Here is a 23,844-nt window from a genome sequence, read left to right as displayed (position 1 = left end):
CCTCGCCCCACCTCAGACCAGCGGCTCGCCGACATGCAGGAGCTTCATGCTGTTGGTGCCGCCAATGGTGTGGTAGGTGTCGCCCTTGGTCAGGATCACCCAATCACCGCGTTCCACCACGCCGCGCTTCAGCAGCTCGTCCACCGCCGCCTGGCTGACCTTGTCCAGGGCGTGCTCGGCCATGTCGAACGGCACGGTTTCCACGCCGCGGAACAGCGCCACGCGCGCCTGGGTCTCGCGGTGACGGGTGAAGGCGTAGATCGGCACCGAAGACCGGATGCGCGACATGATCAGGGGCGTGAAGCCGCTCTCGGTGAGGCTGATGATGGCCTTCACGCCCGGAAAGTGGTTGGCGGTATACATGGCCGCCAGGGCGATGCTTTCGTCGCAACGGCCGAACTTCTGCCCCAGGCGGTGGCTGGATTTCTGGCTGGTGGGATGCTTTTCCGCGCCCACGCAGATACGCGCCATGGCCTTCACCGCCTCCACCGGGTAATCGCCGGCGGCGCTTTCCGCCGAGAGCATCACCGCGTCGGTGTAGTCCAGCACGGCGTTGGCCACGTCGGATACCTCCGCACGGGTCGGCATCGGGCTGTGGATCATCGACTCCATCATCTGCGTGGCAGTGATGACCGCCTTGTTGTAGCGACGGGCGTGCAGAATGATCTTCTTCTGGATGCCGACCAGCTCGGCGTCGCCGATCTCCACACCCAGGTCGCCACGGGCCACCATCACGGCATCGGAGGCGCGGATCAGGCCGTCCAGCGCTTCATCGTCGGCCACCGCCTCGGCGCGTTCGATCTTGGCCACCAGCCAGGCCTTGCTGCCCGCCTCGTCGCGCAGGCGGCGCGCCAGTTCCATGTCGGCGGCGTCGCGCGGGAAGGACACCGCCAGGTAGTCCAGCTCCATTTCCGCAGCCAGCTTGATGTCGGCCTTGTCCTTGGCGGTCAACGCCGGCGCCGTCAGACCGCCGCCGCGGCGGTTGATGCCCTTGTGGTCGGACAGCGGGCCGCCGATCAGCACGGTGCACAGCAGTTCGTCGGCGGTGGTGGCGTCGACGCGCATCACCACGCGGCCGTCATCCAGCAGCAGCTCGTCACCGACGCCGCAGTCCTTGATCAGGTCCGGGTAGTCGATGCCGACCACCTCCTGGTTGCCGGCGTCGCGCGGATGGGTGACGGAAAAGCGGAAGCTATCGCCTTCCTTCAGCTCGATGCGCTTGTTGGCGAACTTGGCGATACGGATCTTCGGCCCCTGCAGGTCGCCGAGCAGCGCCACGAAGCGGCCATGCTTGGCGGCCAGCTCGCGCACCAGGCGGGCGCGGGCCTTGTGCTCGTCCGGCGAACCGTGGGAGAAGTTCAGCCGGGCCACGTTGAGCCCGGCGAGGATCAGCTGCTCGAGTACTTCGGGACTGCTGCTGGCCGGGCCCAGGGTGGCGACGATCTTTGTGCGACGGGACGACATGCGGGGGACTCCTTGATTCGGTCTGCCCCGAGGCTACTACGCCCGTCGCCTGTAGTCATGTTTGGTCGGAACTACCGAATCCCTGCGGCTTGACCACCAGCAGATCGCAGCGCACGGCCTCAAGGATGCGCTCGGCGGTATTGCCGATCAGCGCGTTGTCCAGGTGGCCCCGGGCAATCGCCCCCATCAGCAGCAGATCGATGTCCTGCTCCTCGACAAAACGCGGCACGGCCTGCTCGGCGAAGCCCTCGACCAGGTGCCCCTGCCCTTCCGCGCCGGGATAACCGGCCAGCAGGCGGTCAAAGGCCTGGCGGTGCTGCTCGCCGTACTTGCGGCAGTAACTGTCGTAATCGGCCACCAGTTCGGCATCGAACACCATGGTGCGCGGCAGTGGTGCGTAGGCATGCACGTAGCTGGCCTGCAGCTGAAGCGACTCCGCCAGCTCACGGGAAATGGCCAGCAACTGGTGATCCAGGGCGGCGGGCTTGTCGGCCGAATGCAGCGGATCGACCGCGGCGCACAGGCGCTTGGGTTGCCACTCGCGCGCGCCGGCCAGCCACAGCGGGCAGGGGCACTTGCGGATCAGCTGCCAACTGTTGCTGGTGAACAACAGGCGCTGCAGCAGGCTGTGCTGATAGGCGTTGCGGAACAGGATGTCGGGCTTGAGCTCGCCCACACGGGCCAGAATCATCTTGTACAAGGGCCGTCCCCAGCGCGTTTCGCAGGTAACCGTCAGGCCCTCGGCGCGGAGCGGCTCGGCCAGTTGCTCCAGCCAGGCGCGCCGTTGCTCGAGCAGACCATCACGTGCGTGCTGCAGGCGCGGTCCGTCCAGCAGACCACCTTCGAGTGCGGACTGATGCTCGCAGAGCAGCAGTTCCAGTGCCGCCCCGTTGCGGCGGGCGACCCAGGCAGCACGCTGCAGGGCGGGCTGGGCTTCCTGGGTGGGGTCGATGACGACCAGCAGTTGGCGGATCTTCATTGCGGCTCCTTGAAGGTTGGCTGTGGAGCCATTGCAGCACAGTTCGCCGCCACCGGCTTGACTTGCATCAGGCCGCCGGGCTGTTCAGCACCCGGTCCAGGTGGCGGGCCGCCTTGTCGGCCAGTTCGCCGTTCGGGTATTGCACCAGCAGGCGGCGCAGATAGTTGATGGCCTTGTCGCGGTCGGCGCGGGGGTTGTCCGCCGCCATGTACATCAACCCCAGCTGGTAGAGCGCCTTCTCCTTGATCGAGGCTGCCACGCCTGGATCGCGCAGAGCCAGCAGATACAGCTCCTCGGCTTCGGCCACGCGATTCTTGAGCACCGCGCGGCGCGACAGCAGGGTCATGTCCTGATCCAGGCTGGGCTTGTTGAGATCCAGATCGGCCCCGGGCTTCCAGTCAGTCAGCAGCTCGCGGGCATTCTTCTGCAGCGGCTCGTCGACCCGGCCGCGCAGCGCCATCAAACGCTCGGCGGCGCGCTCGGCGGCGCGGGTGGCGGGGAATTCATCGAGCACGCGATTGAGGTAAAGCTGTGCGGTGGCATCGTCGCGCTGGTCGTTGTAGCGGCTCATGTAGATGAGGCCGATCTGGTAGAGGGCGATGGCGCGCACCTCGTCGCTCAGGCCGCGGTCCCGGTAACCCGAGAGGTAGAGCTGCTCGGCCTGCGGACTGTGGGCGTCGCGGATGGCCAGGGCGCTGTAGGTCAGCAGGTCGCCCTCCTCTTCCACCGCCGCGGCCATGCGCTTGCTCTTCAGGGTCTTGTACTCGACCACTTCGTGGGTGGCCACATGGGCCACGAACAGCGGAGTGGTCGGCGAGCAGCCTGCGAGAAACAGCAGCATGAGTAGAGCGGAAGACAGGCGGCGCATGGGCATTCCTTGGCAGATGCGTAGGCGCCTGAGTCTAGCAATGCCGCTCGTCGGGCGGGCGGGCGCGGACCTCACACCCAACGGAGGTTGTGGGCAAAAAGCCGCGCGATTCGATTGAAGAAATCGGGGGTACTGTCGATATGATGGCAAAGCAAAGGAGATACCCTCATGAAACTCCCCCTCATCCTGCTGGCGGCGAGCCTGGCCGTCGCCGGTTGCAGCACCCGCGCCAACCTGGACAAGCACCTGAACTCGGCCTATCGCGCCTACGACGATGGCAACTGCGAGAAAGTGATGCTGGAGCTGTCGCTGGCCGAGCGCGCCAGCCGTTCGCGCGTCTACATGCAGCCGGAGATTTCCATGCTGCGCGGTCAGTGCCTGGAGCGGCAGAGCCTGTTCGTGGACGCCACCCAGACCTACCTGTTCATCATCAATCGCTTCCCGTTGAGCGAATACTCCTACCGCGCCAAGGCCCGCCTGGAAACCCTGCGCCAGCTCGGCCACTTCGATCCGGAGAAAACCGTCGGCGCCCGCTGATTGACGACAAATGTCGCACCCCGGCGCCTGCACTGGAGATCGACGCCGATAGCGGCTAATCTCCGCTCCTTGAATACACCTTGAATCCATGCGGAAGGGGCCTGCACTGCTGGCCCATTCCCCGCAGGGTCGCGGTTCGGTGTTCCTGGTAACTGGAGGTACGAGTGCCCGAGTTGGAGAAGTCGAGCCAAGCGCGTGTCAGCCACGACCAGGCTGTGCCCGGCGTCGGGCGTCGGCGCATTCAGCGCCAGCAATTGCCCTATTACCTCAAGGTCTACAACCGGATCACCGACAAGCCGCTGGGCTACCTCGGCAACCTGTCGTGCGAGGGGCTGATGCTGATCAGCCAGTGGCCGCTGCTGGTCGGCGCGCGCTTCGACATGCGCCTGAAGATTCCCGGCGCCGAGGGCGTCTGGCGACCCATCGACTTCCACGCCACCTGCCAGTGGACCCGAGAAGACGTCACCCCGGGCAGCTACGACTCCGGCTTCCATCTCGAGTCGCCACCGGCGGAGTTTCTCGAGCTGGTTGAAGCCCTGCGCGACTACTTCGCCTTCACCGGCCATAAGCCCGCTCACTGAAAAAAGCCTCTAAACTCGCGGCCTCGCAACAGGAGGCCACCGTGACCCCGAGCATTTTCTGGTACGACTACGAAACCACCGGGACCGATCCGCGCCGCGATCGCCCACTGCAGGTCGCCGGCCTGCGCACGGATGAAGCGCTCAACATCATTGGCGAACCGGTCAACCTCTACTGCCGTCCGGCCGACGACATCCTTCCTCACCCGGCCGCCTGCCTGATCACCGGCATCCACCCGCGGACCCTGCTCGACCAGGGCCAGGACGAAGCCGAATTCTTCACCCGCCTGCACGCCGAGCTGGCGCGCCCCGGCACCTGCGGCGCCGGCTACAACTCGTTGCGCTTCGACGACGAGTTCACCCGCTACGGGCTGTATCGCAACTTCTTCGACCCCTATGCCCGCGAATGGCAGGGCGGCAATAGCCGCTGGGACCTGATCGACCTGGTGCGCGCCGCCTATGCGCTGCGTCCGGAAGGCATCGTCTGGCCGCAACAGGACGGCCGTGTCAGCCTGCGCCTGGAGCTGCTCACCCAGGCCAACGGCATTGACCACGGCCAGGCCCACGATGCGCTGTCCGACGTCACGGCGACCATTGGCCTGGCACGCCTGCTGCGCGAGCGGCAACCGCGCCTCTACGAGTACCTGTACCAGTTGCGCAGCAAGCATCAGGTGATGGAGCGGGTGCGCCTGCTGCAACCCCTGGTGCACATTTCCGGGCGCTTCGCCGCCGAGCGCCATTACCTGGCGGTGGCGCTGCCGCTGGCCTGGCATCCGCGCAACCGCAACGCACTGATCGTCTGCGACCTGCAGGCCGATCCCGCGCCCTTGCTGGAACTGGATGCCGAGACCCTGCGCGAGCGGCTGTACACCCGACGCGACGATCTGGCCGACGACCAACTGCCGGTCCCGCTCAAGCTGGTGCATATCAACAAGTGTCCGGTGCTGGCGCCGCTGAACGTGCTGCGCGGCGAGGACCGCGAGCGCCTCGGGCTGGATCTGGAGCTGTGCCAGCGGCGCGCCATGCTGCTGCGGGACCAGGCCACACAATGGCGTGACAAGCTGGCCGCGCTGTATGCCGAGGAAACCTTCGCCGGTAATGGACAGGATGACCCCGAGCAACAGCTGTACGGCGGTTTCCTCGGCGAACGTGATCACCGCCTGTGCGAGCAGGTGCGCCTCAGTGAGCCGCAGGCGCTGGCCAGCGAGGCCTGGTCCTTCGACGACCCGCGCCTGCCGGAGCTGCTGTTCCGTTATCGGGCGCGCAATCTTCCAGACAGCCTGACGGCAGAGGAACGGCTGCGCTGGCAGGCGTTCTGCCGCGAGCGACTGCTCGATCCGGCACGCGGCGCGCCCAACACCCTGGCGGCCTTCGAGCAGGAACTGAACGCCCAGCTGGCTGGCGCCGACGGCGCCAAACGCGCACTGCTGCTGGACTGGCAGGCATATGCCGGGGAGCTGGCCCGGCGGCTGGGCTGCGTCACGCCTGAGCTGTAGGGCGGTCAGCGCGGTTCCGGTCGCCGCCGGCGGGCCACGGCGCGGTCGCCATGGTGGACAAGGAAAGCGTTGTCCGGGGCCTACGCCCCTCAGCGGCCGTCGATCTGCCGCTGCAGGGTCTGGATCTGCGTTTGCAGGGTGGTGATGTTGCGCGTCACCTGGGCGCGGAAGGTGTCGAACTCGGTGGTGCCGGTACCGCTTGGCAGACCCGCCACTTCGCTGCGCAGCACCAGCAGGTCCTGCTCCAGGCGCTTGAGGGTCGGACCGGCATTGAGCTTCTTCAGCGCCTGAACGTCGTTGGTAAGGGTCTTGAGTACCTTGTCCAGCGCCAGCAACGCCTCGACCTGCTTGCCTTGTTCGCTGCGAATCTTGCCCAGCTGCTCGGGCACGCCCTTCAGCGCGGCCAGCTCGCCCCCCTGGGCCTTGATGCGCTCATCAAGCTTGCCGGCAGCGGCCAGCTGGGCCTTGATCTCGCCCTCCAGGGCATCCAGGCGCTTGTCCTGCTTGGCTTCCTGCACGCGGATCTGCCGGCTGAGCGCTTCCAGCTTGCCCTCCATCTGGCGCAGCTGCCGCTGCAGGCTTTCCGTGCCGGCGCTGATGCTGCTTTCAGTGGCGACCACCTTGCCGCTGATGTCCTGGATGCGCCCGGCCGCTTCCTCGCTGATGCGCGCGAAGCTCTCCTGAGTGGCCACCAGTTGCTGCGACATCAGGCTCAGCTGTTTGTAGCTCCACCAGGCCAGACCGGCCAGGGCAATCAGCGCCGCCAGCAGCAGTGCCCAGACCAGTCCACCGGCCAGGCCGCGCGCAGGCGTCTCGGCCACCGCTCGACTTTCCCGCCGCGGCTCGGCGAGCGCCGGGGAAACCGTGTCTCGGTCACGGGGCTCAACGCTCAGGCTGGGCAGATCGTCGATTTCATCAAAGGCATCGTTACGCATGGTGTGCTCTTGGAAACGTAGGGGCGCAAACGGCGAAAGTATAACCACGCCAACCTGCAACCGGCAGCCCGCACCACGCGATTGCCTGTGCGCACCAGCCCGGTGCGCGCAGGACCCGGCGCACGCCACGCAAAACCGCCGGGCGTGCTGCCGAACGGACTGGTATGCCGCTTGCTTCTGCCGGGAGAGCTGCAGTTCCCCGCACGCCGGCGTCAGGAGACTTTATGGAGATGAACAAGGCCCTCATCGACTGCATGCAACTGCTACGCCGCCGCGTGCGCAACGAGCAGGGCATCGATATCCACCTGCACCAGCCGGACGCGGTCGAGGCACTGCTGATGGCCAGCCGTACCTCGCGCGAACCGCAAACCTATCAACTGGGGGAACGCCTGGCCCAGTTGATCGAAAAGGATCAGCCCTCGGCCAGCGCGGTTCTGAAGGCCCACCGGGAACAGGAGAGCCCCCCGGACAACCTGCGCGTGCGCATCTACCGGGGTCAGCGCGTGCTGGGCTGATCAGTCTGGAAGCAACCACTCTCCAGCACGCCGCTGCAGGTGACCGGTCAGCGTGGCCAGCAGGCTGCCCCCGTTGCGCCAGTAGTGCCAGTACAGCGGCACGTCGATCGGCCGGTCCGTCAACAGCTCGCGCAGGCGGCCCGCCGCGCACGCCTCGCGTACCTGGATCTCGGGCACCAGGCCCCAGCCGATGCCGTTCTCGATCAGGCGTACGAACCCTTCGGAGGACGGACAGAGATGATGCAGGAACCCCCCCTCCTGTCCCAGCGCCGCCAGATAGCGATGCTGCAGGCGATCATCCGGACCGAACACGATGGCCGGCGCCTGGGCCAGCCGCCGCGGCGTCACCCCGTCCGGAAAATGCCGGGCGATGAACGCCGGACTGGCGAGTGCCCGGTAGCGCATCCGTCCCAGAGGAAGGCTGCGCGCGCCGGCCACCGGCCGCTCCACCGCGCACAGGCAGGCCGCTACCTCGCCGGCACGCATGCGCTTGAGACCGACGTCCTGGTCTTCCAGCAGCAGGTCGAGCAGCAGCGCCTGAGCGGCGCAGAAATCCGCCAGCGCCGGTGCCCACCAGGTGGCCAGGCTGTCCGCGCTGAGGGCGATGCGCAGACGATCCGGCAGACCACCCTCATCCAGGCTGGGCAGCAGCTCACTGAGCTCACCCTCCAGCAAGCGCACCTGCTGCACATGGTTGAGCAGGCGCCGACCCAGTTCGGTCGGCGCCGGCGGCGTGGAACGCACCAGCACCGGCTGGCCCACGCGGGTTTCCAGCAGCTTGATGCGCTGAGACACCGCCGACTGCGACAACCCCAGCATCTGGGCTGCCCGCTCGAAGCCGCCCTGCTCCACCACGGCACCCAGCGCGGCCAGCAATTTGTAGTCGAACAAATCGCTTCTCCTAATGAGACATAAATAGGATTTGTTTTTCTTATATAGACCCGCCAGGGAGAATTGCCAGCGCTTTCTCTCCAACCGCGGATACCTGTCTGATGCACGTTGCCTGGCAAAGCTATTTCAACGGATTGCTGATCGCCGCCGGCCTGATCATGGCGATCGGCGCGCAGAACGCCTTCGTACTGGCGCAAAGCCTGCGGCGCGAACATCACCTGCCGGTGGCGCTACTCTGCGTAGCCTGCGACGCCGTGCTGGTCGCCGTGGGGGTATTCGGCCTGGCGGGCCTGCTCGCCAGCCATCCGCTGTGGCTCGCCGTCGCGCGCTGGGGCGGTGCGGCATTCCTGATCTACTACGGCGGCCTGGCGCTGATGCGTGCGCTGCGTCCCCAGGGCCTGGAACAGGACACCAGCCGCCGACCGCGTTCGTTGCGCGCCGTGCTGCTCGCCGCGCTGGCCGTGACCCTGCTCAACCCGCACGTTTACCTGGACACGGTGCTGCTGATCGGCTCGGTGGGCGCCCGCGAAGCCGTGCCGGGCGCCTACGTGCTGGGCGCCGCCAGCGCCTCGCTGCTGTGGTTCCTCAGCCTGGCACTGGGCGCCGCCTGGCTGGCGCCGAAACTGGCGCGCCCCCTGACCTGGCGGCTGATCGATCTGGCGGTGGCCGCCACGCTACTGGGCATCGCCGCGCGCCTGCTGCTGGGCGAGTGAGCCTCGGCCCGGCGCGCAGCCGTTGCGCCAGAGCCTTTTCCCGCACGGTTCGCGCGTGGATATGCCAGGGTGCCGATGCTATGATTCCCGGGCTCATAGAACAGGGAGTCACACTCCCGAGACCCTTGCTGGCAAACCCGCCAGCCGCCTGCCTTGCCCCCTGAAGAGAGGAGAATTTCGATGGCTTTTGAATTGCCGCCGCTGCCGTATGCCAAGGACGCCCTGGCCCCGCAGATTTCCGCCGAAACCCTGGAATACCACTACGGCAAGCACCACCAGGCCTACGTCACCAACCTGAACAACCTGATCCCCGGCACCGAGTTCGAGGGCAAGTCCCTGGAAGAGATCGTCAAGAGCTCCTCCGGCGGCATCTTCAACAACGCCGCCCAGGTGTGGAACCACACCTTCTACTGGCACTGCATGAAGCCCAACGGCGGTGGCCAACCCACCGGCGCCCTGGCTGACGCCATCAACGCCGCCTTCGGCTCCTTCGACAAGTTCAAGGAAGAGTTCACCAAGGTCGCCATCGGCACCTTCGGCTCCGGCTGGGCCTGGCTGGTGAAGAAGGCCGACGGCTCCCTGGCTCTGGCCAGCACCATCGGCGCCGGCAACCCGATGACCAGCGGCGACACCCCACTGCTGACCTGCGACGTCTGGGAACACGCCTACTACATCGACTACCGCAACCTGCGTCCGAAGTACGTCGAGTCCTTCTGGAACCTGGTGAACTGGGACTTCGTGGCCGCCAACTACGCTGCCTGACGTTCCCCCTGCGGCGGCCTCGGCCGCCGCAGGTCCCCGCTGCACCCCTCGCGATTCGCCGACTTCCGCACCGTACCGGTTTTTCTGACGCATTAAAGTCTGCGCCCCGCCTTCCGACACAGAAGGAATCGACAGCGAGCAGGCCGCCTGCCCTGTTCCTTCATGCCGTTGTTCAGGAACCACCGCCTTTGACGCAGGTACGCCACCGTCGCCTGTCCCGCAAGTTGCTCCAGGTCGCGCTGCTGTCCGCCCTGGCGGTTGGCCTGTTGCTGAGCTCCGCGCAAATCCTCTACACCCTGCACCAGGTGCGCGCGACCCTGGACAGTGATGCCAAGCGCATCCTCAGCATGTTCCGCGACCCCTCTGCGCAGGCGGCCCTGACCCTGGATCGCGCCATGGCCGAACAGGTCATCGAAGGGCTGTTCCAGCACGAGTCGGTGCGCCGTGCCTTCATCGGTCATGCGGACGAGCCGCCGCTGGCCGAGCGCAGTCGCCCGCCACTGGAGCTGCCCGGGCGCACCGTGACCGATGCACTGTTCGGCCGCGAACACTCACTGAGCGTGGCACTCCGGGGACAACTGCCTGATGAAGCGCCCGTGGGCGAGCTGCGCCTGTGCCTGGATACCGCGCTCTATGGCCAGGCCTTCCTCAAGGACGCGTTGTTCCTGCTGCTCAGCGGCCTCCTGCGCGCCCTGGGCCTGGCGCTGCTGCTGCACCTGATCTACCAGTGGCTGCTGACCCGCCCGCTGGAGCGCCTGCTCGACCATCTGGGACGCATCAACCCGGAACGCCCCGGCGAACACCAGTTGCCGCTGCCCAAGGGCCACGAACACAACGAGCTGGGGCAGTGGGTGCATACCGCCAACCGCCTGCTCGGCGCCATCGAGCACCACAGCCAGCTGCGCCAGCAGGCCGAGCACAACCTGCTGCGCGCCGCCGAGCACGATGCGCTCACCGACCTGCCCAACCGCCTGCAGTTGCAGACACGCCTGCAACGCATCCTCGCCGAGGCCGGCCAGCGGCAGCAGCAGGTGGCCGTGCTGTGCCTGGGCCTGGACGATTTTCGCGAGATCAACGAGCAGTTCGGCTACCCCTGCGGCGACCAGCTGCTGGCCGCCGTCGGCGAACGCCTGCGCCGCTACGCCGGACAGGTGCAGTGCCTGGCCCGCCTGGGTGGCGACCAGTTCGCCCTGATCCAGAACGACCCACAGCAGCCCTACCAGGCCGCTGAGCTGGCGCAGAGCATCCTCGACAGCCTGGACGAGCCGTTCGAGCTGGATGGCCAGCCGGTACACCTGCGCGCCACCCTCGGCATCACCCTCTATCCCGAGGACGGCGCCGACTCCGGTGACCTGCTGCAGAAGGCCGAGCTGACCATGACACTGGCCAAGCGCCGCGCCCGCAACCGCTACCAGTTCTATATCGCCAGCGTCGACCGCGAGATGCGCCGCCGCCGCGAGCTGGACAAGGACCTGCTGCAGGCCCTGGCCTGCGATCAGCTGCACCTGGTCTACCAACCGCAGATCGACTACCGCACCCAGCACATCTGCGGCGTCGAGGTGCTGCTGCGTTGGCAACACCCGCTGCACGGTCCCATCGCCCCGGACCATTTCATTCCGCTGGCCGAGCAGAACGGCAGCATCCTGCCGATCGGCGCCTGGGTGCTCGACCAGGCGTGCCGGCAACTGCGCCTGTGGCACGACCAGGGCCTCACGCACCTGCGCATGGCGGTCAACCTGTCCGCCGTACAGCTGCATCACGGCCAGTTGCCCGGCCTGGTCGCCGAGCTGCTGCAGCGCCACCGGCTGCCGTCCGGCAGCCTGGAGCTGGAAATCACCGAGACCTGCCTGATGGAAGACGTGCACGCCGCCGCCGAGCACCTGCTCAGGCTGCGTCAGGCCGGCGCGCTGATCGCCATAGACGACTTCGGCACCGGCTATTCCTCGCTGAGCTATCTCAAGAGCCTGCCGCTGGACAAGATCAAGATCGACAAGAGCTTCGTGCGCGACCTGAAGACCGAGCCGACCCTGGAGGGAGATGCCGCCATCGTGCGCGCCATCATCCAGCTGGCCCGTAATCTCGCCCTGCAGGTCATCGCCGAAGGGGTGGAGACCAGCGAACAGGAACGCTACCTGATCAGCCAAGGCTGCGACGAAGGCCAGGGCTACCTGTACAGCAAGCCGTTGCCGGCGCGTGAGCTGGCTCCGCTGCTGCATGGCAACCTGCCCCGCGAAAGGCGCAGCAGCCCCCGCGAATGAGGGCGAGTCTCAATTAGCCCTTGTGCAAGGATGCAAATCTTTCGCATTATTGCCGGGTTAACGAGGAAACCCTCCCCCACACCCGCAAAGGATTCAGCCATGCCCCGTTTGCCCCTGGCCTCGGCCAGCCTGCTCGCCCTCGCCATTTCCCTGGCCGGCTGTGGCGACGACAAGAACGCCACGCCTGCCAGCCAGTCCGCCGCGCCTGCCAGCCAGCAGAACGCCCCGGCGGCGGCCGCCTTCGATCAGGCCGAGGCGCAAGCCGTGGTCAAGCACTATGCCGACCTGGCCGCCGCCATCTTCGGCGACGCACTGAACACCGCCAAGGACCTGCAGGCCGCCGTTGACGCCTTCCTCGCCGCCCCCGGCGAAGCCACCCTGGAGGCCGCCAAGCAGGCCTGGCTGGCCGCCCGCGTGCCTTACATGCAGACCGAGGTGTTCCGCTTCGGCAACCCCAACGTCGATGAGTGGGAAGGCCAACTCAACGCCTGGCCGCTCGATGAGGGGCTGATCGACTACGTGGCCGGCGACTACCAGCATGCCCTGGGCAACCCGGGCGCCACCGCCAACATCATCGCCAACACCGAGATCCGCGTCGGCGAAGAAGTGATCGACGTCACCACCATCAACGGCGAGCTGCTGGCCAGCCTGAACGAACTGGGCGGTTCCGAGGCCAACGTCGCCACCGGTTACCACGCCATCGAGTTCCTGCTCTGGGGCCAGGACCTGAACGGCACCGGCGCCGGCGCCGGCCAGCGTCCCTACAGCGACTTCCTGGTGGGCGAAGGCGCCACCGGCGGCCACAACGAGCGTCGCCGCGACTTCCTGAAGGCCGCCACCGACCTGCTGGTCGCCGACCTCGAAGACATGGTCGCCCAATGGCAGCCGGGTGCCGACAACTACCGCGCCAGCCTGGAGGCCGAATCGGCCGAGAACGGCCTGCGCAAGATGCTGTTCGGCATGGGCAGCCTGTCTCTGGGCGAGCTGGCCGGCGAGCGCATGAAGGTCTCGCTGGAAGCCAACTCCACCGAGGACGAACACGACTGCTTCAGCGACAACACCCACAACTCGCATTTCTACAACGGCCTGGGCATCCGCAATGTTTACCTGGGCGAGTACCGCCGGGTGAACGGCGAGCTGCTCAGCGGCCCGAGCCTGGCTTCGCTGGTCGCCCAGGTCGACGCCGGCACCGACAGCACCCTGAAGGCCGATCTGGACGCCAGCCAGGCCCGGCTGCAGGCCCTGGTGGACAGTGCCGCGCAGGGCGTGCACTACGACCAGTTGATCGCCGCCGACAACAGCGAAGGCCAGCAGCTGATCCGGGACGCCATCGCCGCGCTGGTCAAGCAGACCGCCTCCATCGAGCAGGCTGCCGCCAAGCTGGGCATCGGCGACCTCAATCCGGACACCGCCGATCACGCGTTCTGATCGACGCTCCGGCACCCTCCGGGAGCGGCCAACCGCTCCCGCAGGCTCCTTCAGCCCTTGCGACTTTTGACCTCATCCCAAGATAGAAATCATTCCCATTGCCTTGATACCCCGTGCGCCTTCCCGCACCGGAGCGTTTTCGATGTCCGCCCTCCCCCGCTGTAGCCTGCTGTTGATCTCTGTTCTGCTGGCCGCCTGCCAGGAACAGTCACCCACTCTCGATTTCAGCCGCGCCGAACCCGGCGAAGCCCTGTCCGGCGGCGCCGCCACGGTCAACCGCAGCGACGTCAATGCCTTTTCCCTGCCCTCGGCCAACCTGCCGCCCAGCCGCCGCCTGGATTTCAACGTCGGCAACAGCTTCTTCCGCAATCCCTGGGTCATCGCCCCGGCCAGTACCACCGCGCGCGACGGCCTGGGTCCGCTGTTCAACACCAACGCCTGCCAGAACTGCCACATCAAGGACGGCCGCGGTCATCCGCCGGCCAGCGATGCCAGCCACAGCGTGTCGATGCTGGTGCGCCTGTCGCTGCCGGCCCGCCCCGAGCACGCCGCGCTGCTGGCCCAGGCCGGCGTGGTGCCCGAGCCGGTGTACGGCGGGCAGCTGCAGGACATGGCGATTCCCGGTGTGGCCCCGGAGGGCCGTGTGCGCGTGGCCTACGACACCCGCACCGAACATTTCGCCGACGGCTTCGCGGTGGAGCTGCGCCAGCCACGCCTGCAGATCGACCAGCTCGGCTACGGGGCGCTGCATCAGGACACGCTGTTCTCGGCGCGCATCGCACCGCCGATGATCGGCCTCGGCCTGCTGGAAGCCATCGCCGAAGACGCGATCCTGGCCAACGCCGACCCGGACGACCGCAACGGCGACGGCATTTCCGGCCGGCCCAACTACGTGCGCGATCAGGCCACCGGCGAGCAGGTGCTCGGCCGCTTCGGCTGGAAAGCCGGGCAACCGAGCCTGGCCCAGCAAAACGCCGATGCCTTCCTCAACGACATGGGCCTGTCCACGCCGCTGCTGCGCGGCGACAACTGCAGCGCGGCCCAGGACGCCTGCCGGACAATGCCCAACGGCGGCGATCCGGAGATCAGCGAGAACATCTTCAACCAGGTGCTGTTCTACACGCGCAACCTGGCCGTACCGGCGCGCCGTAGCGTCGATGACGCCCGGGTGCTGGCCGGCAAGCGGCTGTTCCACGAGGTCGGCTGCGCCGCCTGCCACACGCCGAGCCACGTGACGCGCGCCGACGCCGCCGAGCCGGAGCTGGCCAACCAGACCATCCGCCCCTACACCGACCTGCTGCTGCATGACATGGGCGAGGGCCTGGCCGACCACCGGCCCGAGTTCCTGGCCAGCGGCCGTGAATGGCGCACCCCGCCGCTGTGGGGTATCGGCCTGACCGAGGCGGTCAACGGTCATACCCAGTTCCTGCACGACGGCCGCGCCCGCAACCTGCTCGAGGCCGTGCTCTGGCACGGCGGGGAAGCCGAACCTGCGAAGCAGCGGGTGCTGAGCTTCAATGCCGAACAGCGCGCGGCGCTGCTGGCCTTCCTGAATTCACTCTGAAGGAGTTTCCATGTTGCAACGCACCCCACTCGCCGTCGCCGTGCTGGGCCTGCTGCTGGCCGGCTGCGGCGCCGAGGAGCCGTACACCCGGGTCAGCGCCGCGCTGACCGACGGCGTGCTGCTGCCGGCCTATACCGCCTGGGCCGAGGCCGACCGCCAGCTGGTCGACAGCGCTCAGACCTTCTGCGCCGGCGAGCAAAGCCTGGAGCAGGCCCGCGCGAGCTACCTGAGCGCCCATCGCAGCTGGTCCGCACTGCAGCCGCTGCAGCTCGGCCCGTTGAGCGAAAACAACCTGGCCTGGCAGGTGCAGTTCTGGCCGGACAAGAAGAACCTGGTGGCCCGCCAGGTCGAGGCCCTGCTCAACAGCCAGCCGCAGCTGACCCAGGCCGAGCTGGACAAGGGCAGCGTGGTGGTCCAGGGCCTCACTGCCTATGAGTACGTGCTGTTCGACCCGAACATCGACCTCGGCGACAGCGCCGTCCAACAGCGCTACTGCCCTCTGCTGATCGCCATCGGCAACCACCAGCAGGCGCTCAGCAGCGACGTGCTGGCGCGCTGGAAGGATGAGGACGGCATGCAGGCGCGCCTGCGCAGCTTCCCCAACGACCGCTACGCCGACGCCCAGGAAGCGGTCTCCGACCTGCTGCGCACCCAGGTGTCGGCCATCGATGGCCTGAAGAAGAAGCTGGGCGCACCGCTGGGCCGCCAGAGCAAGGGCGTGCCGCAGCCCTACCAGGCCGAGGCCTGGCGCAGCGGTGCCAGCCTGGCCATCCTGGCAGCCGCCGTGGACAGCGCCGAGCGCCTCTGGCAAGGCGCCAACCAGGACGGTCTGCGCAGCCTGCTGAACAGCGAGCACAGCGAACTGGCCACGCGGATCGGTGCGGCCTATGCCGACACCCGGCAGCGCCTGGGCGCACTGGACCAGCCGCTCGGTCAGTTGCTGGCCGACGAGGCCGGACGCACCGCGCTGAACGCGCTGTACGACAGCCTGAACCGCTTGCATCGCCTGCAGGAAGGCGAACTGGCCCGTGCGCTGGGCATCCAGATCGGCTTCAACGCCCACGACGGGGATTGAACGGGCTGCTTCACGCGCGAGCGCGACATGAAGGCTCGCGGACAAGTCCGCTCCCACAGGCCTGGCACTGACCTGTGGGAGCGAGCTCTTTCGCGACCTGCACCTGAAAGCCCCTTCGCTCTCCCCACTTGCCTTCGAGGAGTCTTATGCAACGCCGCACTTTCCTCGCCCTGGGCGGCCTGCTGGTCGCCGCCGGCACCGTCGGCGGCTGGACGCTGGTCCAGCGCCAGGCCACCCCACTGCTGCTCTCCGCCCGCGACGATGCCGACGGCAATCATTATGCCGTGGGCTATTACCTGGATGGTCGCGAGGCCTTCAGCACGCGCATCGCCGAGCGCTGCCACGACGTGGTACCGCACCCCAGCCTGCCACTGGCCGTGTTCGTAGGTCGCCGGCCGAGCCGCGAAAGCTACCTGATCGATACCCGCGACGGCACGCTGCTGCAGACCCTGGCCAGCCCGGCACACCGGCACTTCTACGGCCACGGCGTGTTCCACCAGGACGGTGACTGGTTCTACAGCACCGAGAACGACACCACGGACCCGGGCCGCGGCGTGCTGGGCGTCTATCGCCTGCAGGGCAACAGCCGCCTGGAGCGCGTCACGGAACACCCCACCCACGGCGTCGGCCCGCACCAGTTGCTATGGCTGCCCGACGGCGAAACCCTGGCGGTCGCCAACGGCGGCATCCGCACTGAAGCCGATAGTCGCGAGATGCTCAACCTGGACAACATGGAACCGAGCCTGGTGATCATGGGCCGCGACGGCACCCTGATCAGCAAGGAGCAGTTGCCTGAGCAGATGAACAGCGTGCGCCACATGGCGGTGGCCAGCGACGGCACCCTGGTCACCGGCCAGCAGTACGAGGGCGATCCCGAACACGCAGTACCGCTGGTGGCCATCAAGCGCCCCGGCCAGCCGTTCCAGCCCTTCCCGTTGGGCGAGGTGCAGCGCCGGGCAATGCACCAGTACACCGCCAGCGTGGCCATCCACAGCGAGCTGCGCCGGCTGGCCATCACCGCGCCGCGTGGCAACCGCTTCTATATCTGGGATCTGGACAGCACCGAGCTGCTGCTCGACGCACCGCTGCCGGACTGCGCTGGTGTGGCCGCCTCGCGCGACGGGTTCGTGGTCAGCGCCGGTGTCGGCCGCTGCCGCCACTACGACTGCCGCGGGAGCCGGATTGTCACCGAGTACCTGGAACTGCCGGCCGGCTTCTGGGACAACCACCTGCGCCTGGCCTGATACGCGCGCCGGCGCCGGAACCTAATCCTCTTGAGCGCTCCGCGCCATGGCCCGGCGGGTCAACAGCCCGCCGAGCACGCCGGCCGTGGACACCGCCCCCAGCATGATCAGCACGCGCTGGCCGGGCTGGCCGAGCAGCCACAGGCCGCAGAGCGCGAGCGCCGCCACGACCGCGGTCTTGTCAAAGGAGCGCAGCAGCCACTGCATGACAAGTGGTCTCATTGTTGGTAGTCCTCACAGGGGCTGATTGGGCAGAACGTATAGAGCCAAAACGTAGGCGATCCATGCCGGAACGCAGGATTGCCCTTCGTGGGGACAAGCGACAGCAGGCGTTGATTTCTAAAGCCATGCAGTGATGTCTGCGTTCTTTTTTTGTGACGCTTATCACGCTTACCAAAGGCCTGCCGCAGGCCACGAAAACCCTACGGGCGCTCGCGGTCACGTTGCAAACATTGCCCTGACAGACGATCGGCGGCACCTCAAGTTTGTGTAAGCAACGCCGAAACCCTGCAGAGGTCACAGATCGGCCTGCTCTCGAAGGACGTTTTCCCATGCCATTTGCCCGTTCCCTGCGCGGCCAGGTACTCACCCTGCTGGGTGGCAGCCTGCTGCTGATGCTGCTGATTGCCCTCGCCTGCTTCCAGATGCTCAACGACAGCGCCAGGTCGTATCAGCGCCTGCTGGAGGGGCCCGCCACCATCAGCCTGCGCGTGGCCTCGGCGAACATCGGCTTCAAGACCCAGGTGCAGGAATGGAAGAACCTGCTGTTGCGCAGCAGCAGCAACGATGAAGCCGCCAACTTCTGGCGCCGCTTCGAGCAGGAGGAACAGGGCGTCCAAGGGGAGCTGGGCGACCTGCTGAACCTCCCGCAGCTGAGTGGGGAGCTGCGCAGCCAACTGCAGAACCTGCAGCAGGAGCACCGGCGCATTGGCGATGCCTACCGGCAAGGTCGCCAGGCCTTTTTGAACAGCGGATTCGATGCCTCGGCCGGCGATGACGTGGTGCGCGGCATCGACCGCGAATTCAGCGACCAGTTGGAACAGCTGACCGTCACCTGGCGCGAACGGACCCAGGATCAGGTGCCCGAGCTGGAGCGCAGCACGCGCAATACCGTGGTGTTCGGCCTGCTCGTCATGCTGGCTTCGGCGGCCGTGGTCTTCGTACTGGGGCAGCTGATGCTGCGCCGCCAACTGATCGAACCCATCAACCGCCTGATCAGCCATATCGACGCCCTCAGCCAGGGTCGCCTCGGCCAGCCGGTGGACGCCCGCCGCCAGGACGAACTCGGCCGCCTGGCCCAGGCCTCCAACCGCCTGCGCGACTTCCTCACCGAGACCTTCCGCAAGCTCAAGCACAGCAGCGAAGAACTGGACAGCGCCAATCGCCAGCTCGAAGCGGTTTCGCGCAAGATGGCCAGCGACAGCCGCACCCAGTTCGAGCGCACCGACCAGGTGGCCACCGCGATGCAGGAGATGTCCGCCACAGCCCAGGAAGTCGCTCGCCACACCACCGAGGCGGCGCAGGCCGCCGACAGTGCCGACGCCGCCTGCGAGCAGGGCGAACAGGCCATGCGCCTGATGGTCAGCAGCATCGCCAGCATTCGCGAGGAAATCAGCCACACCGCGGACGTGGTGCACAGCCTGGCCAACGACAGTGCGCGCATCGGTGCGGTGCTGGAAGTGATCCACGGCATCGCTGAGCAGACCAACCTGCTGGCGCTCAACGCAGCCATCGAAGCGGCACGCGCCGGCGAGCAGGGTCGCGGCTTCGCCGTGGTGGCCGACGAAGTACGCAACCTGGCCCGCCGCACCGCCGAATCGACCGCCGAGATCCAGCAGATCATCGAGGCGGTACAGGGCGGCGCACGCAACGCGGTGCAGGCCATCGAGAGCGGCCAGCGCAGCAGCGGCGAAGGCGTCGGGCAGGTGGACCGCGCCGTCGAAATCCTGCGGGGCATCAGCGAGGCGGTGGAAGCGATTCGTGACATGAACCGGCAGATCGCCACCGCCGCCGAGGAACAGACCTCGGTCGCCGAGGAAATGACCCGCAACCTCACCGACATCACCGGTATCGCCCGGGCCAACCAGCAGCATGTGGAGCGCACCCACCAGGCCGCCGGCCAACTGCTGGAGATCTCCGCCGAGCTCGGCACGGTGACCCGGCAGATCCACCTGGACTGATCGCTGCTCCAGCGCGCCGACGAAGCGTCGCCGGCGCGCTTTGACCCCTCTAGTTCCGCTGTCTAAGGTTGATGCACCTTCGCAGGAACCTCCCTCATGGTGCTCCGCCGCATGCTGCTCATGCTTGCTGCAGTGGCTGTAGTGGTCCTGGCACTGGCTGCCTACAAGGGCTACTCGATCTATCAGCAGGTCCAGATGTTCTCCGCCCCGCCTCCGCCCATCAGCGTCGAGGCGGAACCGGCGCGCAGCCTGGCCTGGCAGCAACGCCTGCCGGCCATCGGCAGCCTGAAGGCCGTGCAGGGGGTGGATCTCACCGCGGAAATCTCCGGCACCGTCAGCGAGCTTCTGTTCCAGTCCGGCCAGCGCGTCGAGCGCGACCAGCCGCTGCTGCGCCTGAGCAGCGAGGTGGAGCAGGCCAGCCTGAAATCCGCCGAGGCCGCGCTGGCGCTGGCCAACGTCGAACGCGACCGCGCCCGCAACCTGGTCGGCCGGCAGGCCATCTCCCGCAGCGAGTACGACCGCCTGGATGCCCAGGCCCTGCAGGCCAAGGCCAACGTCGAGCAGTTGCGCGCCACCCTGGACAAGCGCCGCGTGCTGGCGCCTTTCTCCGGCCGTATCGGCCTGAGCCGGGTGGAGCGCGGCGACTTCCTCGCCGCCGGCGCGCCCATCGCCACCCTGCAGGACCTCTCCAGCCTGGAGGCGGATTTCTCCCTGCCGGAGAACCGCGCGCCCCAGCTGGCGGTTGGCCAGCGGGTGCTGATCCGCGTGGCCGCCTACCCGGACGAACGCTTCGAAGGCGAGATCATCGCCATCAACCCCCGGGTGGACGACAGCACCCGCAACCTGCAGCTGCGCGCCCGCCTCGCCAACCCCGAGGAGCGGTTGCTGCCCGGCATGTTCGCCCAGCTGGAAGTGGTGCTGCCGGGCGAGCCGCAACGCATTGTGGTGCCGGAAACCGCGGTCACCTACAGCCTGTACGGCAATGCGCTCTATGTGGTGCAGGAAAAGGACGCCGGGGACGAGCAGAAGCAGCAGGTGGCGGAGCGCCGCTTCGTGACCACCGGCGAGCGCCGTGATGGGCTGGTGGTGATCGAACAGGGCCTGCACGCCGGCGAGTGGGTGGTCACCTCCGGCCAGCTCAAGCTGGACCACGGCAGCCCGGTCACCCTGGCGCCGGCTGCCGCCCGCGCGGCCACTCCCTGAGGCGACCATGGCCCTGACCGATCCCTTCATCCGCCGCCCGGTGCTGGCCAGCGTGGTCAGCCTGCTGCTCCTGCTGCTCGGCGCGCAGGCCTTCCAGAGCCTGGCGATCCGTCAGTATCCGCAGATGGAAAGCGTGCTGGTCACCGTGACCACCGCCTATCCGGGGGCCAACGCCGAGACCATCCAGGGCTACATCACCCAGCCGCTGCAGCAGAGCCTGGCCAGTGCCGAAGGCATCGACTACATGACCTCGGTGAGCCGCCAGAACGTGTCGGTGATTTCCATCTATGCACGGATCGACAGCGATGGCGACCGGCTGTTCACCGAACTGCTGGCCAAGGCCAACGAGGTGAAGAACCGCCTTCCGCAGCAGGCCGAAGACCCGGTGCTGGCCCGCCAGGCTGCCGACTCCACGGCACTGATGTACATCAGCGTGTTCAGCGAATCGCTGTCCAACCCGCAGATCACCGACTACCTGTCGCGCGTGGTGCAACCCAAGCTGTCCACCCTGCCGGGCATTGCCGAGGCGGAAATCCTCGGCAACCAGGTGTTCGCCATGCGCCTGTGGATCGACCCGGTGCGCCTGGCGGCCCACGGCCTGACGGCCGGTGACGTGGCCGACGCGGTGCGCCGCTACAACTTCCTGTCCTCCGCCGGCGAGGTGAAGGGCGAGTACGTGGTTACCAGCCTCAATGCCGACACCGACCTGAAGACCCCGGAAGACTTCGCCGCCATCCCCCTGCGCACCGAGGGCGACAGCCGCGTGCTGCTGCGCGATGTGGCACGGGTGGAGATGGGCGCGGAAAGCTACGACAGCGTCAGCTCCTTCAACGGCATTCCCTCGGTGTACATCGGCATCAACGGCACCCCGAGCGCCAACCCGCTGGACGTGATCGACGGCGTGCGCGCCCTGCTGCCGGAACTGCAGGCCCAGCTGCCGCCCGGCCTGCGCATGGAAATTGCCTACGACGCCACACGCTTCATCCAGGCGTCCATCGACGAGGTGGTGAAGACCCTGGCCGAGGCCGTGCTGATCGTCATCCTGGTGGTGTTCCTGTTCCTCGGCTCGCTGCGTTCGGTGCTGATCCCGGTGGTGACCATCCCGCTGTCGATGATCGGCGTGCTGTTCTTCATGCAGCTGATGGGTTACTCAATCAACCTGCTCACCCTGCTGGCCATGGTGCTGGCCATCGGCCTGGTGGTGGACGACGCCATCGTGGTGGTGGAGAACATCCACCGGCATATCGAGGAAGGCCACACGCCCTACCAGGCGGCCCTGCTCGGCGCGCGAGAGATTGCCCTGCCGGTGGTGTCGATGACCATCACCCTGGCGGCCGTGTATGCGCCGATCGGCCTGCTGACCGGCATCACCGGCGTGCTGTTCAAGGAATTCGCCTTCACCCTGGCTGGCGCGGTGATCATTTCCGGCATCGTCGCGCTGACCCTGTCGCCGATGATGTGTGCCCACCTGCTGCGCCCGCATAGCCCATCGTCGGGGCTGGCCCAGCGCATCGACCGCTTGTTCGAGGGCCTGAAGAACCGCTACCGGCGCACCCTGGCCTCCACCCTGGACACGCGCCCGGTGATCCTGGTGTTCGCCGCGTTGATCCTCGCGCTGATCCCGGCACTGCTGATGTTCACCCAGAGCGAACTGGCTCCCGACGAGGACCAGGGCGTGATCTTCATGATGTCCAGCGCGCCGCAGGCCACCAATCTGGACTACCTGAACAAGTACACGGAGGGCTTCCAGCCGATCTTCCAAAGCTTTCCGGAGTATTACTCCGCGTTCCAGATCAACGGCTTCGACGGCGTGCAGAGCGGCATCGGCGGTTTCCTGCTCAAGCCTTGGGACGAACGGCAGCGTACCCAGATGGAGCTACTCCCCCAAGTGCAGGCGCGCCTCAACGAGATACCCGGCCTGCAGGTCTTCGGCTTCAACCTGCCCTCGCTGCCCGGCACGGGCGAGGGCTTGCCGTTCCAGTTCGTCATCAACACCGCCAACGATTACGAACTGCTGCTGGACGTGGCCGAACGGGTGAAGAAGCACGCCGAGGAATCGGGCAAGTTCGCCTTCCTGGACGTCAACCTGGCGTTCGACAAACCGGAGCTGGTGGTGGAGATCGACCGCCAGAAGGCGGCGCAGATGGGCGTGTCCATGCAGAGCTTGGGACAGACCCTGGCGATCCTGCTGGGTGAGGGCGAGATCAACCGCTTCACCGTGGAGGGCCGCAGCTACAAGGTGATCGCCCAGGTCGAGCGGGAGTTCCGTGCCGATCCGGGCTGGCTGAACAGCTACTACGTGCGCAACGAAGAAGGCCAGATGCTGCCGCTGTCCACCGTGATCCACACCTACCTCCGTGCCCGCCCCACGCAGCTGTTCCAGTTCCAGCAGCTCAACGCGGCCACCATCCAGGGCGTGCCGATCGTCAGCATGGGCGAGGCCATCGAGACCCTGCGGCAGATCACCCGGGAAGAAGCGCCGCGTGGCTACACCTTCGACTACGCTGGGCCGGCGCGCCAGTTCGTGCAGGAAGGCAGCGCCCTGTACGTGACCTTCGCCCTGGCGGTGGCCATCATCTTCCTGGTGCTGGCCGCCCAGTTCGAGAGTTTCCGCGATCCGCTGGTGATCCTGGTGACGGTGCCGCTGTCGATCTGTGGTGCGCTGATCCCGCTGTTCCTCGGCCTGGCGAGCATGAACATCTACACCCAGGTGGGACTGGTGACGCTGATCGGTCTGATCAGCAAGCATGGCATCCTGATCGTCGAGTTCGCCAACCAGTTGCGCGAGCGGCATGGCTGGGGCGCCCGCAAGGCGGTGGAGGAAGCGGCGGCCATCCGCCTGCGTCCGGTGCTGATGACCACCGCGGCGATGGTCTGCGGCATGATCCCGCTGCTGCTGGCCAGCGGCGCCGGTGCGGTAAGTCGCTTCAACATCGGCCTGGTGATTGCCAGCGGCATGACCGTCGGCACCCTGTTCACCCTGTTCGTGCTGCCCAGCGTCTATACCCTGCTGGCCGGGCGGCATGCGCAGGTCGCCGAGCCGCAAGGCGAACCCGCGTAGGGCGCAACGTCGTTTTGGCCGCCCCACAAATGAAAAGCCCCGCAGGCAGAACGCCGCGGGGCTGTCGAGTGCTACCGGCTCGTCTTTCCGTCG

General features: G+C 67.1%; 20 protein-coding genes. 14 read left to right on the top strand and 6 right to left on the bottom strand.

The features are described from left to right. Positions 1-12 precede the first annotated feature (12 nt). The 3 genes from pyk to PT85_RS03915 all read right to left on the bottom strand — a co-directional run bounded on the left by pyk (position 13) and on the right by PT85_RS03915 (position 3,317). Positions 13-1,464 (bottom strand): pyruvate kinase, encoded by a 1,452-nt coding sequence (gene pyk, locus PT85_RS03925; RefSeq protein WP_039606011.1) that lies wholly within the window; start codon positions 1,462-1,464, stop codon positions 13-15. 55 nt (positions 1,465-1,519) lie between these two features. Beyond that, entirely contained in the window at positions 1,520-2,443 is a 924-nt protein-coding gene (locus PT85_RS03920; protein ID WP_039606010.1) for a universal stress protein, read from the bottom strand. A gap of 67 nt (positions 2,444-2,510) precedes the next feature. Then, a complete protein-coding gene (locus tag PT85_RS03915; RefSeq protein WP_039606009.1) occupies positions 2,511-3,317 on the bottom strand; it encodes a tetratricopeptide repeat protein in 807 nt (268 codons plus the stop codon). A gap of 162 nt (positions 3,318-3,479) precedes the next feature. On the opposite strand from PT85_RS03915, the gene PT85_RS03910 reads away from it, so the two are divergent. The 3 genes from PT85_RS03910 to sbcB all read left to right on the top strand — a co-directional run bounded on the left by PT85_RS03910 (position 3,480) and on the right by sbcB (position 5,922). Continuing rightward, positions 3,480-3,848, top strand: a complete 369-nt coding sequence (locus tag PT85_RS03910; RefSeq protein WP_027588771.1) for a hypothetical protein — start codon at positions 3,480-3,482, stop codon at positions 3,846-3,848. A gap of 173 nt (positions 3,849-4,021) precedes the next feature. Next, entirely contained in the window at positions 4,022-4,429 is a 408-nt protein-coding gene (locus tag PT85_RS03905) for a PilZ domain-containing protein (protein WP_407681078.1), read from the top strand. A gap of 41 nt (positions 4,430-4,470) precedes the next feature. Then, complete coding sequence (sbcB, locus tag PT85_RS03900) at positions 4,471-5,922, top strand: exodeoxyribonuclease I (RefSeq protein WP_039606008.1); 1,452 nt, start codon at positions 4,471-4,473, stop codon at positions 5,920-5,922. 89 nt (positions 5,923-6,011) lie between these two features. Here sbcB and PT85_RS03895 read toward each other — a convergent pair whose 3' ends face one another. Beyond that, complete coding sequence (locus PT85_RS03895; RefSeq protein ID WP_039606007.1) at positions 6,012-6,857, bottom strand: coiled-coil domain-containing protein; 846 nt, start codon at positions 6,855-6,857, stop codon at positions 6,012-6,014. A 230-nt stretch (positions 6,858-7,087) separates the two neighbouring features. On the opposite strand from PT85_RS03895, the gene PT85_RS03890 reads away from it, so the two are divergent. After that, positions 7,088-7,372, top strand: coding sequence for a hypothetical protein (locus PT85_RS03890; protein ID WP_175444344.1), 285 nt, complete (start codon positions 7,088-7,090; stop codon positions 7,370-7,372). Here PT85_RS03890 and PT85_RS03885 read toward each other — a convergent pair whose 3' ends face one another. Next, positions 7,373-8,263 (bottom strand): LysR family transcriptional regulator ArgP, encoded by an 891-nt coding sequence (locus PT85_RS03885; RefSeq protein ID WP_027588776.1) that lies wholly within the window; start codon positions 8,261-8,263, stop codon positions 7,373-7,375. Between the two features lie 101 nt (positions 8,264-8,364). Here PT85_RS03885 and PT85_RS03880 point away from each other — a divergent pair, with 101 nt between their 5' ends. The 7 genes from PT85_RS03880 (at position 8,365) to PT85_RS03850 (ending at position 17,307) form a co-directional block, all read left to right on the top strand. Then, a complete protein-coding gene (locus tag PT85_RS03880) occupies positions 8,365-8,976 on the top strand; it encodes a LysE/ArgO family amino acid transporter (protein WP_027588777.1) in 612 nt (203 codons plus the stop codon). A gap of 180 nt (positions 8,977-9,156) precedes the next feature. Then, positions 9,157-9,738, top strand: a complete 582-nt coding sequence (sodB, locus tag PT85_RS03875; RefSeq protein ID WP_039606005.1) for a superoxide dismutase [Fe] — start codon at positions 9,157-9,159, stop codon at positions 9,736-9,738. A gap of 188 nt (positions 9,739-9,926) precedes the next feature. Next, complete coding sequence (locus PT85_RS03870) at positions 9,927-11,996, top strand: putative bifunctional diguanylate cyclase/phosphodiesterase (protein ID WP_039606004.1); 2,070 nt, start codon at positions 9,927-9,929, stop codon at positions 11,994-11,996. A gap of 99 nt (positions 11,997-12,095) precedes the next feature. Beyond that, positions 12,096-13,424 carry an imelysin family protein gene (locus PT85_RS03865; RefSeq protein ID WP_027588780.1) on the top strand — a complete coding sequence of 443 codons (1,329 nt, stop codon included), beginning with the start codon at positions 12,096-12,098 and terminating at the stop codon, positions 13,422-13,424. A 142-nt stretch (positions 13,425-13,566) separates the two neighbouring features. Then, positions 13,567-14,988 carry a di-heme oxidoreductase family protein gene (locus PT85_RS03860; RefSeq protein WP_039559575.1) on the top strand — a complete coding sequence of 474 codons (1,422 nt, stop codon included), beginning with the start codon at positions 13,567-13,569 and terminating at the stop codon, positions 14,986-14,988. A 10-nt stretch (positions 14,989-14,998) separates the two neighbouring features. Continuing rightward, positions 14,999-16,063, top strand: a complete 1,065-nt coding sequence (locus PT85_RS03855) for an imelysin family protein (RefSeq protein WP_039606003.1) — start codon at positions 14,999-15,001, stop codon at positions 16,061-16,063. Positions 16,064-16,209: 146 nt separating this feature from the next. Next, positions 16,210-17,307, top strand: a complete 1,098-nt coding sequence (locus tag PT85_RS03850) for a DUF1513 domain-containing protein (protein ID WP_039606002.1) — start codon at positions 16,210-16,212, stop codon at positions 17,305-17,307. A 21-nt stretch (positions 17,308-17,328) separates the two neighbouring features. Here the strand turns inward: PT85_RS03850 and PT85_RS03845 are convergent, their stop codons facing one another. Further along, positions 17,329-17,529: a hypothetical protein gene (locus PT85_RS03845; RefSeq protein ID WP_139182001.1), complete on the bottom strand. Its 201-nt coding sequence runs from the start codon at positions 17,527-17,529 to the stop codon at positions 17,329-17,331. Positions 17,530-17,858: 329 nt separating this feature from the next. On the opposite strand from PT85_RS03845, the gene PT85_RS03840 reads away from it, so the two are divergent. From PT85_RS03840 to PT85_RS03830, 3 genes are all read left to right on the top strand, one after another. Further along, complete coding sequence (locus tag PT85_RS03840) at positions 17,859-19,487, top strand: methyl-accepting chemotaxis protein (protein ID WP_039606001.1); 1,629 nt, start codon at positions 17,859-17,861, stop codon at positions 19,485-19,487. 96 nt (positions 19,488-19,583) lie between these two features. Then, positions 19,584-20,690, top strand: coding sequence for an efflux RND transporter periplasmic adaptor subunit (locus PT85_RS03835; protein WP_027588786.1), 1,107 nt, complete (start codon positions 19,584-19,586; stop codon positions 20,688-20,690). A gap of 7 nt (positions 20,691-20,697) precedes the next feature. Next, the gene (locus PT85_RS03830) at positions 20,698-23,751 is read left to right on the top strand and encodes a multidrug efflux RND transporter permease subunit (RefSeq protein ID WP_039606000.1); all 3,054 of its coding nucleotides are present in this window, start codon (positions 20,698-20,700) and stop codon (positions 23,749-23,751) included. Positions 23,752-23,844: the final 93 nt, after the last annotated feature.

This window comes from Pseudomonas flexibilis (genome assembly GCF_000806415.1).
GTDB classification, from domain to species: Bacteria; Pseudomonadota; Gammaproteobacteria; order Pseudomonadales; family Pseudomonadaceae; genus Serpens; species Serpens flexibilis.
Note: the sequence above shows the minus strand (reverse complement) of the source record. Positions and strands in the feature narration are given on the sequence as shown.

Bases quoted from the DNA above. Each gene is read 5' to 3' on its own strand.
- pyk (WP_039606011.1), bottom strand. From the start codon at position 1,464: ATGTCGTCCCGTCGCACAAAGATCGTCGCCACCCTGGGCCCGGCCAGC.
- PT85_RS03920 (WP_039606010.1), bottom strand. From the start codon at position 2,443: ATGAAGATCCGCCAACTGCTGGTCGTCATCGACCCCACCCAGGAAGCC.
- PT85_RS03915 (WP_039606009.1), bottom strand. From the start codon at position 3,317: ATGCCCATGCGCCGCCTGTCTTCCGCTCTACTCATGCTGCTGTTTCTC.
- PT85_RS03910 (WP_027588771.1), top strand. From the start codon at position 3,480: ATGAAACTCCCCCTCATCCTGCTGGCGGCGAGCCTGGCCGTCGCCGGT.
- PT85_RS03895 (WP_039606007.1), bottom strand. From the start codon at position 6,857: ATGCGTAACGATGCCTTTGATGAAATCGACGATCTGCCCAGCCTGAGC.
- PT85_RS03890 (WP_175444344.1), top strand. From the start codon at position 7,088: ATGAACAAGGCCCTCATCGACTGCATGCAACTGCTACGCCGCCGCGTG.
- PT85_RS03880 (WP_027588777.1), top strand. From the start codon at position 8,365: ATGCACGTTGCCTGGCAAAGCTATTTCAACGGATTGCTGATCGCCGCC.
- sodB (WP_039606005.1), top strand. From the start codon at position 9,157: ATGGCTTTTGAATTGCCGCCGCTGCCGTATGCCAAGGACGCCCTGGCC.
- PT85_RS03865 (WP_027588780.1), top strand. From the start codon at position 12,096: ATGCCCCGTTTGCCCCTGGCCTCGGCCAGCCTGCTCGCCCTCGCCATT.
- PT85_RS03860 (WP_039559575.1), top strand. From the start codon at position 13,567: ATGTCCGCCCTCCCCCGCTGTAGCCTGCTGTTGATCTCTGTTCTGCTG.
- PT85_RS03855 (WP_039606003.1), top strand. From the start codon at position 14,999: ATGTTGCAACGCACCCCACTCGCCGTCGCCGTGCTGGGCCTGCTGCTG.
- PT85_RS03850 (WP_039606002.1), top strand. From the start codon at position 16,210: ATGCAACGCCGCACTTTCCTCGCCCTGGGCGGCCTGCTGGTCGCCGCC.
- PT85_RS03845 (WP_139182001.1), bottom strand. From the start codon at position 17,529: ATGAGACCACTTGTCATGCAGTGGCTGCTGCGCTCCTTTGACAAGACC.
- PT85_RS03840 (WP_039606001.1), top strand. From the start codon at position 17,859: ATGCCATTTGCCCGTTCCCTGCGCGGCCAGGTACTCACCCTGCTGGGT.
- PT85_RS03835 (WP_027588786.1), top strand. From the start codon at position 19,584: ATGGTGCTCCGCCGCATGCTGCTCATGCTTGCTGCAGTGGCTGTAGTG.
- PT85_RS03830 (WP_039606000.1), top strand. From the start codon at position 20,698: ATGGCCCTGACCGATCCCTTCATCCGCCGCCCGGTGCTGGCCAGCGTG.